Origin of the sequence: Actinomadura barringtoniae, assembly GCF_017573505.1 — a bacterium.
Classification (GTDB): domain Bacteria; phylum Actinomycetota; class Actinomycetes; order Streptosporangiales; family Streptosporangiaceae; genus Spirillospora; species Spirillospora barringtoniae.
The window spans coordinates 24,663-37,997 of sequence record NZ_JAGEOJ010000008.1 but is presented as its reverse complement, the minus strand read 5'-3'; the positions used below and the strand labels follow the sequence as shown (position 1 = coordinate 37,997).

The window sequence follows — 13,335 nt, the reverse complement described above, 5'->3', positions numbered from 1 at the left end:
GAGATGCGCGACCATGGATCGTCTCGCCGCGGGTTGGTCAGATGATCCACATGACCGATGCACCGATTCTCGTCCTCGGCGCCCGCGGCAAGACCGGCCGCCGCGTCGCCGACCGCCTGAGCGACCTCGGCCGTCCCGTCCTGGCGGCCTCGCGCACCACCGGCTTCGACCTCGCCGGCCCCGCCACCTGGGACGCCGTCCTGGAAGGCGTCGACGCCGTCTACCTGGTCCCGATGAACGAATACGTCGACCAGTCCGTGATCTCGGGCTTCGCCCGCCGGGCCGTCGAGCTGGGCGCGCGCCGCCTGGTGCTGCTGTCGGCGAGGGGGACAGGCGGGGAGCCGTCGCCGTTCCAGACGGCCGGTGAGAACGCCGTCCGCGCCTCGGGAGCCGACTGGACGATCCTGCGCCCGTCCTGGTTCGCGCAGAACTTCAGCGAGGACTTCCTGCTGGACCCGATCAGGTCGGGCGTTCTGGCCCTGCCCGCAGGAGACGGTCGCGAGGCGTTCATCGACGCGGGCGACATCGCCGACGTGGCCGTGGCCGCCCTGACGCAGGACGGTCACGCGGGCCAGGTCTACGAGCTGTCCGGACCCGAAGCCCTCACGTTCGCCGAAACCGCCGCGATCATCTCCGAGGCGAGCGGCAAGGAGATCGGCTACGCCTCGCTCGAACCGTCCGAGTTCGCCACCGCCCTCACCGGGCAAGGCCTGCCCGCCGAGCTGGTCGAGGTGATGGGCGAGCTGTTCGCCAACATCCGGGACGACGCGGGCGCTCACCTGAGCGACGGCGTCCGGCGCGTGCTCGGCCGCGAGCCCCGCCCGTTCGCCGACTACGCCAAGGAGGCCGCGGCCTCGGGCGTCTGGTCGTAGACGTCGCGCGCCGCGCGGATGGCCGCGTCGTGCTCGACCGCCCACCGGCCGAGCGCGAGCAGCGGCCCGCGCAGCGAACGGCCGAGGTCGGTGAGCGCGTACTCCACCCGCGCCGCCCGCCCCGGCAGGGCGGTCCGGCTGATCAGGCCGTCGCGTTCGAGCGTGCGCAGCGTACGGGTGAGGACGCGGCGGCTGAGGCCCTCGACGGCCCGGTCCAGCTCGTTGAACCCGTACGGCCGGGCGGCCAGGAGCGAGAGCACCAGCACGCTCCACTTCTCACCCACCCGCCGCATCACGTCCGTCGCGGGGCACATCGCGTGCTCGGCGACGGACACCGGGGCGGCCAGGCCCTCGTCAGTGGACATCAAAGTGCCTTCTTCCGGCGGCTGATCGGCTCCGCGCAGGATCAGCGTACGCAATGACCACGACGAAGGAGCCGGCTCATGATCGCTGTCTGCGGGGCCTCCGGAAACCTGGGCGGCCGCACCCTGCGCCACCTGCTCGACCGCGTTGACGCCGACCGCGTCCTCGCCCTGTCCCGTACGCCCGGCCGGGTGACCGCGCCGGTGGCGGCCCGGGCCGCCGACTTCGGTGACCCGGCCGGGCTCGTACGGGCCTTCGAGGGCGTGGAGCGGCTGCTGCTGATCAGCGTCGACGCCGTGACCGGCCGCGTGCCGCTGCACGCGAACGCGGTCGAGGCGGCGGCCCAGGCCGGCGTCGAGCACGTCGTCTACACCTCGACGGTCCGGGCCGGGGACCCGGGCAACCCGAGCGGAGTCGCCCACGACCACCGGGAGACCGAACGGCTCCTGGCCGGGTCGGGCCTGCGGTTCACCTCGCTGCGCTTCAACGTCTGGCCCGAGATGCTCACCTATCTCGGCGTCGCCCAGCGGGTCGTGGCCTCCGGCGAGCTGCCCAGCAACTCGGGCGCGGGAGGCGTCGGTTACATCGGCAGGGACGACAGCGCCGCGGTGGCCGCGGCGGTCCTGGCCGAGGGCGGGTCCGAGGGGCAGTTCCTGGAGGTCACCGGCCCCGCCGCGGTGACCGACGCCGAGCTCGCGGACGTGCTCGCCGACGCGACCGGACGGCCCGTCCGGCACCGCCCGGCCACCGACGCGGAGATGCCGTCTCTGCTGATCGCCCAGGGGATGCCCGCGCCGCTCGCCGAGGCCTGGACGGGCGCCGGGATCGTTCGCCGGAACGGCTGGTTCGACGTGGTGACCCACGCGGCCGAACGCCTGACAGGGCGTCGTCCCGCATCTCTCTCCGACCTCCTCGTCCAGGACCGGCCCGCCCTCCTGGCCCCGGCCGGATCGGGCTCGAGGTGAGGCCGACAGCGGCCATTCGTGCCGGTCATGGACGGTTTTGCCTACCGTGGAAAGCGGCCTTGACCGGGACGTAGGCGACAAGTCATATGGCAGGCGTAAAGGGGAGGGCCGTGTAGCCGAACTGACCGGTGACGGGACGCGTCGTAAAGGCCACAGGTTCGTACTAACGATCCGAGAGGCCGGTGCAGGCGGAAGATGGCTCCCGACCGTCGTTCGTCCCCAGAGTCCTCCGCCTACGAGCGGGACCAAGGGAGGCGGAGGCTCGCACACGAGGGGACCAGGGGTTTCGGCGTGGGCACCGGGTCCTCGCGCCTGCCGCTGCGGCGGCGCACGGCGGCCCGGCGCGCGACGGCCCGGCGGGTGCGCGTGCCCGTGCGGTTGCTCGCGGGGTGCGTGACGGTGGGCGGGCTCGGCGTCCTGGTCGGCATGTCGATCTCGATGGGCTGGATCGGCCCCGCCGGAACGGCCGTCGGGCACTTCCTGGACTTCTACGGGGGAGTCTTCACGCTGGTGCCGCTGTCGCTGGCGGTCATGATCGGGCTGCTGGCGACCGATCGCGCGATCCTCAGCCCCCGGCATCGCATCCACGCCCAGTCGATCCACCGCGCGCTGGCCTTCCTGGCCGTGTCGATGCTGGTGGTGCACGTGACCTCCCAGGTGGTGGAGCACCGGGTGGGGCTGGCCGGGGCGCTCGTGCCGTTCGGCTCGGGCGCCGCGGCCGTGGGCTTCGGCACGCTGGCCTGCTATTCGATGATCGTGGCGGTCGCGAGCGGGATCGCGCGGGGCCGGTTCGCGCTCACGGACCGGCCGTGGGTGTGGCGGGCCCTGCACCTGACCGCGTACGCGGCCTGGCCACTGGGGATCTGGCATGGGCTGACCGCGGGCCGCCATCCGAAGACGTGGGTCACGGCGAGTTATGCGCTGTGCTTCGCCGCCGTCGTCTTGGCGCTGCTCGCGCGTCCGTTCCTGCGGGGGAGGGGAACGCCATGACCGCGATCGCCGTACGCCAGATCGGCCCGGCCCGGCTGACCCGGGGGCTGGAGGGGGCGGGGCGCGTCGACTGGAAGGCGCATCGCGAGCTTCACCCCGACCCGCATGCTCTCAAGGCGGATCAGCTGATCGCGCTGGCGGAGGAGGGGCGGCTGTGCGGGCGGGGCGGTGCGGGCTTCCCATTCGCGCGCAAGGTCCGGGCCGTGGTCGACAGTGCCGTACGGCGCAAGAAGCGCACGATCGTGGTGGTGAACGGGACGGAGGGGGAGCCCGGCAGCGCCAAGGACAAGGTGCTGCTGAGCCGTACGCCGCACCTGATCCTGGACGGCGCCGCGCTGGCGGCGACGGCGCTCGGCGCCCTGGAGATCGTGATCGGGGTGACCGACGAGGACGCGGCGCAGTCGATGGAGCTGGCCATCCACGAACGCGAGCTGGGGTCGCGGGCGCGGGTCGTACGGCTGCCGGAGCGGTTCATCACGGGCGAGAGCGGGGCGCTCATCCGGGGCATCAACGGGCGGCGCCCCATCCCGCCGGGCCGCAAGGGGCACGCCTCCACGCGCGGCGTCGACGGCCTGCCCACGCTGCTGTCGAACGCTGAGACGTACGCGCAACTGGCCGTGCTCGCGGCGCTCGGACCGCGCCGTTATCGGAAGGTCGGCACGCCTGAGGAGCCCGGGACCGTACTGCTGACCGTGACCGGGTCGGCGCGCTTCCCGGCCGTCGTGGAGACTCCGGCAGGCGCGCCGCTGGCCCATCTGCTCGACCTGTGCGGGAGCCGGGCGGGTGAGGGCGTGCTGGTCGGCGGCTACCACGGCGCGTGGCTGAGCGGCGAGGTCGCGACCCGTACGCAGGTGTCGCGCGAGAGCCTGAAGGCGGCCGGGGGAACGCTCGGCGCGGGCATCGTGATGCCGCTCGGCCGTGGCACCTGCCCGCTCGGCGAGGTCGCCCGGGTCGCGCGCTACATGGCCGCCGAGTCGGCCGGGCAGTGCGGGCCGTGCCGCCTGGGCCTGCCCGACCTTGCCGGGTCGCTCGCGGCGCTGGCGGGCGGGAAGGATCCTGCCGCGGCGCTGGACAACCTGCGGCGCGTCTCGCGGATGGTGGTCGGCCGAGGCGCGTGCGCCCACCCGGACGGGGTCTCGCGCTTCGTGCTGTCGGCGCTGGAGGTGTTCGCCGACGACGCCGCCCTGCACGTGGCGAGCGGCGGCTGCGGACGGCCCGTGCTGGGCGTGCTGCCCGCCGAGACCGACGCGCAGCTGCGCATGGAGGTCGACTGGAGCCGCTGCGACGGGCACGGGCTGTGCGCCGACATCATGCGCGGCACCGTGCGGATGGACGAGTACAACTACCCGGTGATCCCCGCCGAGCCGATCCCCACGACGATGGAGACCGCGGCGCGCAAGGCCGTCGCGATGTGCCCGGGACTGGCGCTGCGCCTGGTCTCGCGGGTGCCCAAGGAAGCCCGAAGCTAGGGCCTCAAGGCTGGTAGTCCTCGATGTACTGGTGGACCTTGTCGGTGTAGGCCTTCCACTTGGCCGGAACGCCGTGGGCCTGCACGACCTTCTTCGACGAGCTCCGGTAGGTGGCCGCGAGGTTGAGGGCCGGGTCACCGGGGACACCCTTGAGGTCCTTGCCCCAGTAGCACATGTACCTGCCCATCGCCGGAATCGACAGCTCCGGCGTGATCTGGGCGGGCGTCGGCTCGGGGTTGTTGAGGCCGCCGGGCTGCCAGAAGACCAGGATCTTGGGGGTCCACCGGGCGATCCCGTACTCGTCCTTCTGCGGGTCGGCCAGGGTGGGGTTGAAGCCGCTCTCGGCCTTGAGCATGGCGGCGATGAGGGCCGGGCTCATGCCCTTCTGGTCGCACCAGCTGCCCGCCTCGATGATGAGGGAGCGGTACTTCTTCGGGATGTCGGTGTTGGTGCGCAGCAGCCGCCCGTGCGGGTCGCCGTTGGCCGGGATGCCGTTCGCGCCGTCGTCGCCGCCCTGCAGGGCCATGGCGGTGCCGCCGCCGGCGAGCGCGAGCACGGCGACGCCCGCCCCCGCGTACAGCCAGACCTTGCGGCGGCGCTTGCCGCTCGCCTTCTGGTCGGACACCGTCGGCTTGGCCGGCGGGAACACCGGGTCGGTGTCGGTGCGGCCGAGCGTCTGCGACAGCGCCCCGGCGAACTCCGAGGCCGTCGGCCAGCGGCGTTCCCGGTCCTGGTCCAGCGCCCGCAGCACGACCGCGTCGATGGTGTGCGGAACGGTGTTCTGCAGCTCGCTGGGCGGCCGCGCGGGCGTGCCGGGCGGCTCGCCGGTGAGCATGTGGTACGTCAGGGCGCCGAGCCCGAACACGTCCGCCCGCGCGTCCGGGGCGCCGTCGATCTGGGCCTGCTCGGGCGCCATGTAGCCGGGTGACCCGGCGGGCATCGTCAGGCTGGAGATGCGGTCGCCGGTCCGGGCGATGCCCAGGTCGGAGATCATGAACCGCTCGCCCCCGGCGGTGGAACGGATCAGCACGTTCGACGGCTTCAGGTCGCGGTGCACGATGTCGCGGCTGTGCAGGGCCTGGACGCCGCGCGCGATGGCCTGTGCCGCGCCGAGCGCCTCGCTCAGCGGCAGCGGCCCCGCCGCCAGGCGCTCCTCCAGCGTGCCCCGGTCGGCGTAGCTCATCACGAAGTACGGGCGGCCGTCGTCCAGCTCGCCGATGTCGAACACCTGGACGAGCTGGTGGGAGTCGACCTGGCGGAGCAGCCGGGCCTCCTGCACGAACCGTTCGCGCACGTCCGAGCGCTGCGCCCAGTGGTCGGCCAGGATCTTGATCGCGACCGGTGAGTCGAGCTCGTCGTCGTGGCCCAGCCAGACCGTGGCGAACCCGCCCGTGCCGAGCATCCGGTCGATCCGGTAGCGACCTGCGGCGGGGGGAGTCTCCATGGTCGCCCATGATGGTTGATGAGATCGGGTTCCGGGAGACCCTTTGCCGCCATCACCGCTGTGACCAGCGGGTCAGTAAGGCCTGGGGCGCTGCGTACCGGGGCCGTCACGGGATGTCGGCGGGGGCGGAAATGCCCAGCGGGACTGGGATGTTGCACGGAGGGGCGACGTGGCTCCCGTGGCCGGGGACCTGGGCGAACCGCCGGGTAAAAAATGGATCGCTTACGGCGGAGGGCGGCGGCTACGGTTCGAAGGTTGGGGAGATCGTGCCGGATGATCACCGGCTGACCGCTGCCCGACCACCGGGCGACGACCAGGCCCGTCACCCCGGAACCCTATTCTTAGCGACTGTATGAGGACGCCAGTGAAATCGCCGCTCGCCGACCTGCGCGCGCGCCTGCCCGAGCTGATGCTGCGTGATCAGCATCGGCTCCGCCGCCGTATCGACGGCATCCAGAAGATGCGGGACGCCCGCCGGCGGGACAAGATCACTGGCGAGATCGCCGCCGACGTCGAGGCGGCCGAGCGCCGGATCGCCGGGCGGCGCGCCGCCGTGCCGAAGATCACCTATCCGGCCGAGCTTCCGGTCAGCCAGAAGCGCGAGGACATCCTGGCCGCGATCCGCGACCACCAGGTCGTGATCGTCGCGGGCGAGACCGGCTCGGGCAAGACCACCCAGCTGCCCAAGATCTGCCTGGAGCTCGGGCGCGGGGTCGCCGGGTCGATCGGGCACACCCAGCCGCGCCGGCTGGCCGCCCGCACGGTCGCCGACCGGATCGCCGAGGAGCTGAAGACCGAGGTCGGCCAGGCGGTCGGCTACAAGGTCCGCTTCACCGACCACTCCAGCGACGACACGCTCGTTAAGCTGATGACCGACGGCATCCTGCTCGCCGAGATCCAGACCGACCGGCTGCTAAGGCAGTACGACACGCTGATCATCGACGAGGCGCACGAGCGCAGCCTCAACATCGACTTCCTGCTGGGCTATCTCAGGGAGATCCTGCCCCGCCGCCCCGACCTCAAGGTGATCATCACCTCGGCGACCATCGACCCCGAGCGGTTCTCCGAGCATTTCAGGGGGTTCGGGGGATCGTCCCCCGATGGGCAGAGCGGGAACGCTCCGATCGTCGAGGTCTCCGGACGTACGTACCCGGTCGAGGTGCGCTACCGGCCGGTCGTCGACCCGGAGGACCCCGAGGCCGACCCGGACCGCGACCAGGTCCAGGCGATCCTGGACGCGGTCGACGAGCTGGCGCTCGAGGCGCCCGGGGACGTGCTGGTCTTCCTCAGCGGTGAACGGGAGATCCGCGACACCGCCGACGCCCTGCAGAAGCACTTCCAGGGCCGTCGCGGCGGAACGACCGAGGTGCTGCCCCTCTACGCGCGCCTGTCGGCCGCCGAGCAGCACCGCGTCTTCCAGCCGCACCGGGGCCGCCGGATCGTGCTGGCCACCAACGTCGCCGAGACCTCGCTGACCGTTCCGGGCATCAAGTACGTCATCGACCCCGGCACCGCCCGCATCTCCCGCTACAGCACCCGCCTCAAGGTGCAGCGGCTGCCGATCGAGCCCGTCTCGCAGGCGTCCGCCAACCAGCGCAAGGGCCGCTGCGGCCGCGTCTCGGAGGGCGTGTGCATCCGGCTCTACTCGGAGGAGGACTTCGAGTCCCGGCCCGAGTTCACCGACCCCGAGATCCTGCGCACCAACCTCGCCTCGGTCATCCTGCAGATGACCTCGCTCGGCCTCGGCGACATCGCCGCGTTCCCGTTCGTCGAGCCGCCGGACCGCCGCAACGTCAAGGCGGGCGTCGACTTGCTGCACGAGCTCGGCGCGATCGACCCGGCCGAGCAGGACCCGCGCAAGCGCCTCACCGAGCTCGGCCGCCGCCTCGCCCAGCTGCCGGTCGACCCGCGCCTGGGCCGGATGGTCCTGGAGGCGGAGAAGAACGGCTGCGTACGCGAGGTGCTGATCATCGCCGCCGCGCTGTCCATCCAGGACCCGCGCGAACGCCCTGCCGATCACCAGCAGGCGGCCGACGAGAAGCACGCCCGCTTCGCCGACCCCACCTCCGACTTCCTCGCCTACCTCAACCTGTGGAACTACCTGCGCGAGAAGCAGCGCGAGCTGTCGGGCAGCCAGTTCCGCCGGATGTGCAAGAACGAGTTCCTGCATTTCCTGCGCGTACGCGAATGGCAGGACCTGCACTCGCAACTGCGGCAGGTCGCCAAGACGCTCGGCGTGGCCCCCGGCAGCACCGACGCCGAGCCCGACCGCGTGCACCTCTCGCTGCTGTCGGGACTGCTGTCGCACATCGGGCTCATGGACACCGACAAGTCCGAGAAGAAGGACGCGGGGAAGAAGGACGCGAACCCGCGCCGGCGCGGCGTGGAATACCTCGGCGCACGCGGCGCCAAGTTCGCAGTCTTCCCCGGCTCGGCGCTGTTCAAGAAGCCGCCCCGCTGGGTGATGGCCGCCGAGCTGGTCGAGACGTCCCGGCTGTGGGGCCGCATCAACGCCAGGATCGAGCCCGAGTGGATCGAGCCGCTCGCCGATCACCTGGTCAAACGCTCCTACAGCGAGCCGCACTGGTCCAAGAAGCAGGCCGCCGTCATGGCGTACGAGAAGGTCACGCTCTACGGCGTGCCGATCGTCGCGCAGCGCAACGTCAACTACGGCGGCATCGACCCCGAGCTGGCCCGCGAGCTGTTCATCCGGCACGCGCTGGTCGAGGGCGACTGGGAGACCCACCACCGCTTCTTCAAGGAGAACCGCGACCTGCTGGACGAGGTCGAGGAGCTGGAGCACCGGGCGCGGCGCCGCGACATCCTCGTCGACGACGAGACGCTGTTCGAGTTCTACGACGAGCGGGTGCCCGACGACGTCGTGTCGGGCCGCCACTTCGACGGCTGGTGGAAGAAGGCCCGCCACACCGAGCCCGACCTGCTGAACTTCGAGAAGTCGATGCTCATCAACGAGAGCGCCGACGACGTCAGCGAGGCCGACTACCCCGACGTGTGGCAGCAGGGCCCGCTGCGGCTCCGCCTGACCTACCAGTTCGAGCCGGGCAGCGACGCCGACGGCGTGACCGTGCACATCCCGGTGCAGGTGCTCAACCAGGTCCGGGCCGACGGGTTCGAATGGCTGGTGCCGGGGCTGCGCACCGAGCTGGTGACCGAGCTGATCCGCTCGCTGCCCAAGCAACTGCGGGTCAACTTCGTTCCGGCGCCCGACTACGCGCGGCGCGTGCTGGAGCGCATCTCGCCCCGTACCGAACCGCTGCTGGACGCGCTCGAACGCGAGCTGCCCACCATGACCGCCACGGCCGGGGTGCAGATCGCGCGCGAGGCCTGGGACCTGGACCGCCTGCCCTCCCACCTGCACATCACGTTCCGCGTGCTGGACGACCGCAAGCGCACGCTCGCCGAAGACCCCGACTTGGACGCGCTGAAGCGCAAGCTCAAGGGCAAGGTGCGCGGAACGCTGTCCCAGGCGGCCTCCGCCGGGGGAGTCGAACGCGAGGGCCTGCGCGAGTGGAGCATCGGCGAGCTGCCGCGCACCTACGAGCGCAAGCAGTCGGGCTACGACGTCAAGGCGTTCCCCGCACTGACCGACGAGGGCGACACCGTCGCGGTGCGGATGTACGAGACCGAGGCCGAGCAGCGCCACGCCATGTGGCTGGGCACCCGGCGCCTCGTTCTGCTGAACGTGCAGTCCCCGGCCAACCAGATCCAGAAGAACCTCAGCAACCGCGGCAAGCTCGCGCTCAGCAGCAACCCCGACGGCTCCATCGGCGCGCTCTTCGACGACTGCGTGACGGCGGCGGCCGACAAGCTCATCGCCGACGTCGGGGGACCGGCGTGGGACGAGGCGGGCTTCACGCGGCTGTTCGACCACGTGCGCGCCGAGCTGTACGACACCACGGCCGCGATCGTGACGCAGGTGGAACGGATCCTGGCCGAGTCCCACGAGATCGACCGCCGGGTGCGCGGCACGGCCAGCCTGACCCTCGTACCGTCGCTCACCGAGATCCGCGACCGGCTCGCGGGGCTGCTCCCGAAGGGCTTCGTGACGGCGACCGGCTGGCACCGCCTGCCCGATCTGCCGCGCTACCTGCGGGCGCTTCAGGTGCGGCTCGACAAGCTCCCCGAGAACCCGAACCGCGACCGCCAGCTCTCCCACCAGGCCGTGGTGCTGGAGCAGGAGTACGACCAGCTGCTGCGCAGGCTGCCTCCGGCTCGTCGTAGCGACGAGGCCGTACGGCAGATCCGCTGGATGCTGGAGGAGTACCGGGTGAGCCTGTTCGCGCAGCAGATCGGCACCCGCTACCCGGTTTCGGACAAGCGCATCCGCAAGGCTCTGGCTAGTTTTTAAGCCCGGCCTACGGCCCTCGCCTAGCGGCTCGGCCCTAACCGTGCTTTGGCGAGCGCTGCATCGCTTCGCGATCTAGCCTCGTTCCTCGGCTAGACCTTCGGCCGCGCTCGCGCGGGCTTGGCTTCAGACGCGATGGCCCGGGCATCGCGCTCCGGGGGGAAATGGGCGCGATGCCCGGGCCATGCGTTCCGGTGCCAGGGCGGCGGCGGTAGGCACCGGAGTCTGTGGGCTATGAGGTGATGTCGCGGCGGCGGAAGCCGTACAGCCCCACCGCGCCGAGGCCGAGCGCGACGACCAGCAGCCAGATGATCGGCGTGTAGGTCATCTCAGCGCCGGGCAGCCGCGGCGTGTGCGCGAACGGCGAGACGTCCATCACGCCCTGCGGCAGGTCGAACGCCGGGCCGAGCTCGCCGAGCAGCAGGAACGCGACCAGGAACGCCCAGCCCGCGACGACGAACCGGGGCACGAACCCGAACGCCAGGACCACGATCGAGACGATGACCCACGCGGCCGGGATCTGGACCAGCGCGGCCCCGAGCAGCCGTCCGACCTGGCCGCCCACGTCGTGCTGCGCGCCGCCGAACGTCAGGCCCGCGCCCAGGCCGACGGCGAGCAGGATGAGCACGATGCCCGCGAGCGCGACGGTCAGGAAGCCGGAGGCCCAGCGCAGGCGGCTCACCGCGGTCGCCAGGACGGGCTCGGCCCGCCCGGTCGTCTCCTCGGTGCGCATCCGCATCGCGACCGACACCCCGAGGATCGACGAGAACACGCCCACGAAGCCCAGCTCGGTCCCGAGGAAGGCGTCGGTGAGCCCGGAGGCGCCGCCCAGCTTGGTGATGAAGTCGCGCGACTGTGAACTGCCCGCCAGGTCGCCGACGTTGCTGGCGATGCCGCCGAACAGCAGCCCGCCGACGAACGCGGCGATCGTCCAGCCGATGACCACGCCGCGGTTCAGCCGCCACGCCAGCCCGAGCGGGCCGCTCAGCGAGGCCGAGGCGGTCGCGCGGCCCGGCCGGTCCGGCAGGATGCCCGCGCCGAGGTCGCGCCGGGCGACCAGGACGTACGCGCCGGCCGCGGCCACGGCGGCGAAGGCCAGCGCGATCAGGGCGACCCACCAGCGGTCGCCGGCGAACGGGCGGAACTGCTGCGCCCAGCCGAACGGGGACAGCCAGGACAGCCAGCGCGGCCCGTCCTCGCTGGAGGTGTCGCCGATCGCGCGGACCAGGAAGAAGCCGCCGAGCACCGCCGAGGAGTAGCCGATGGCGGCGCGCCCGGTCTCGGTGAGCTGCGCGACCACCGCGGCGATCGCGCCGAACGCGATGCCGACGCTGGCCCAGGCGAGGCCCGAGGCGAACGAACCGCCTGCCGACAGCCCGGCGCCGACCAGCCCGAGCGCGGCGAACAGGCCGATGACCAGGTTGGTGGCGACCATGATGACCAGCGCGGCGGTGAGCGGCGCGCGGCGGCCGATCGCGGTGGAGCCGACCAGCTCCAGCCGCCCGCTCTCCTCCTCGGTACGGGTGTGCCGGACCACGATGATGATCGACAGGATCGCGGCCATGATCGAGCCGAGGATCATCAGCTTCAGCAGCGTCGCGCCGCCGAGCGAGGTCGTGTCGTACACCCGGCCGTAGATCGCCACCAGCGAGGTGTTGTCGTTGGTGCTGGAAGCCAGCTCCACGCGGTCCTTGACGGTGGGGTAGAGGCTCTTGGTCGAGGACGCCGTGGAGGACGCGGTCAGCAGGAAGATGACCGTCCACACCGGCAGCAGGATCCGGTCCCGGCGCAGTGCCAGCCGCACCAGGCCCCCGGTGCCCGTGAACGCGCTCATCGCGAGCCCTCCGAGGCGTTCGTCGCACTGCTTGCACCGGCGCCCGCGCCGGCACCGGCGGGCTCCAGGTCGTCCTGGTAGTGGCGCAGGAACAGCTCCTCCAGCGTCGGCGGCTGGCTCGTGAGCGTGACGACGCCCGACTTCACCAGCTGCTGCAGCGCCTCGTCGAGCCTGACGGTGTCCACGTCGAACTTGACCTTGTTGCCGTCGATCTCGATGTCGTGCACGCCCGGCAGGTTCGACAGGCCGTTCGGCGAACTGGCCAGCACCGCCTCGATCGAGGTGCGGGTCAGGTGTCGCAGCTCGGTGAGCGTGCCCGACTCGACCGCGCGTCCCTTGCGGATGATCGTGACGCGCTCGCAGAGCTTCTCGACCTCGCTGAGGATGTGGCTGGAGAGCAGGACGGTACGGCCGTTGTGCCGCTCGTCCTGGATGCACTCCTGGAAGACCTCCTCCATCAAGGGGTCCAGGCCCGAGGTGGGCTCGTCCAGGATCAGCAGCTCGACGTCGGAGGCCAGCGCGGCGATCAGGCCGACCTTCTGCCGGTTGCCCTTGGAGTAGGCGCGGCCCTTCTTCTTCGGGTCGAGCTCGAACCGTTCGATCAGCTCGTCGCGGCGCTTGCGGTTCATCCCGCCGCGCAGCCGGCCGAGCAGGTCGATGACCTCGCCGCCGGTCAGGTTCGGCCAGAGCGTCACGTCGCCCGGCACGTACGCCAGGCGCTTGTGGAGCTCGGTCGCCTGCCGCCACGGATCGCCGCCGAGCAGTTCGGCGGTGCCGCCGTCGGCGCGGAGGAGTCCCAGCAGGACGCGGATGGTCGTCGACTTGCCCGCGCCGTTCGGGCCGAGGAAGCCGTGCACCTCCCCGGTGGTGACGGTGAGGTCGAGCTCATCGAGCGCACGCGTGCGGCCGAACGTCTTCACGAGGCCGCGCACAGAGATGGCGGTGTTCATGCTTCATAACCTACACTAGTTTCACGAAAGTGTGAATCTAATGAATCCGTTAAAGTGATACACCGGCTGACCTGAGGAGATG

The 13,335-nt window shown here is 71.6% G+C and carries 9 protein-coding genes; 5 read left to right on the top strand and 4 right to left on the bottom strand.

Annotated features, from left to right (window positions below):
• The first annotated feature begins 50 nt into the window (after positions 1 to 50).
• Positions 51 to 872: an NAD(P)H-binding protein gene (locus tag J4573_RS20055; RefSeq protein ID WP_208257301.1), complete on the top strand. Its 822-nt coding sequence runs from the start codon at positions 51 to 53 to the stop codon at positions 870 to 872.
• On the opposite strand, the gene J4573_RS20050 is transcribed toward J4573_RS20055, so the two are convergent.
• On the bottom strand, positions 833 to 1,237 hold the full coding sequence (locus J4573_RS20050) for a winged helix-turn-helix transcriptional regulator (protein ID WP_208257300.1): 405 nt from the start codon (positions 1,235 to 1,237) through the stop codon (positions 833 to 835). The two genes, J4573_RS20055 and J4573_RS20050, sit on opposite strands and share 40 nt — an antisense overlap.
• A 78-nt stretch (positions 1,238 to 1,315) precedes the next feature.
• Between J4573_RS20050 and J4573_RS20045 the strand changes: the two genes are divergently transcribed.
• The 3 genes from J4573_RS20045 to J4573_RS20035 all read left to right on the top strand — a co-directional run bounded on the left by J4573_RS20045 (position 1,316) and on the right by J4573_RS20035 (position 4,659).
• On the top strand, positions 1,316 to 2,200 hold the full coding sequence (locus J4573_RS20045; RefSeq protein ID WP_208257299.1) for an NAD(P)H-binding protein: 885 nt from the start codon (positions 1,316 to 1,318) through the stop codon (positions 2,198 to 2,200).
• Positions 2,201 to 2,491: 291 nt separating this feature from the next.
• Positions 2,492 to 3,190 (top strand): hypothetical protein, encoded by a 699-nt coding sequence (locus J4573_RS20040; RefSeq protein WP_208257298.1) that lies wholly within the window; start codon positions 2,492 to 2,494, stop codon positions 3,188 to 3,190.
• On the top strand, positions 3,187 to 4,659 hold the full coding sequence (locus J4573_RS20035; protein ID WP_208257297.1) for an NADH-quinone oxidoreductase subunit NuoF family protein: 1,473 nt from the start codon (positions 3,187 to 3,189) through the stop codon (positions 4,657 to 4,659). Before J4573_RS20040 ends, J4573_RS20035 begins: the two co-directional genes overlap by 4 nt.
• A 4-nt stretch (positions 4,660 to 4,663) precedes the next feature.
• Here the strand turns inward: J4573_RS20035 and J4573_RS20030 are convergent, their stop codons facing one another.
• The gene (locus J4573_RS20030; protein ID WP_208257296.1) at positions 4,664 to 6,103 is read right to left on the bottom strand and encodes a serine/threonine-protein kinase; all 1,440 of its coding nucleotides are present in this window, start codon (positions 6,101 to 6,103) and stop codon (positions 4,664 to 4,666) included.
• A gap of 352 nt (positions 6,104 to 6,455) precedes the next feature.
• On the opposite strand from J4573_RS20030, the gene hrpA reads away from it, so the two are divergent.
• Complete coding sequence (hrpA, locus tag J4573_RS20025) at positions 6,456 to 10,472, top strand: ATP-dependent RNA helicase HrpA (RefSeq protein ID WP_208257295.1); 4,017 nt, start codon at positions 6,456 to 6,458, stop codon at positions 10,470 to 10,472.
• 229 nt (positions 10,473 to 10,701) lie between these two features.
• On the opposite strand, the gene J4573_RS20020 is transcribed toward hrpA, so the two are convergent.
• Both J4573_RS20020 and J4573_RS20015 read right to left on the bottom strand, forming a co-directional pair.
• The gene (locus J4573_RS20020) at positions 10,702 to 12,303 is read right to left on the bottom strand and encodes an ABC transporter permease (protein ID WP_208257294.1); all 1,602 of its coding nucleotides are present in this window, start codon (positions 12,301 to 12,303) and stop codon (positions 10,702 to 10,704) included.
• Positions 12,300 to 13,253, bottom strand: coding sequence for an ABC transporter ATP-binding protein (locus J4573_RS20015; protein ID WP_208257293.1), 954 nt, complete (start codon positions 13,251 to 13,253; stop codon positions 12,300 to 12,302). The genes J4573_RS20020 and J4573_RS20015 overlap by 4 nt, the downstream gene beginning before the upstream one ends.
• Positions 13,254 to 13,335 lie beyond the last annotated feature (82 nt).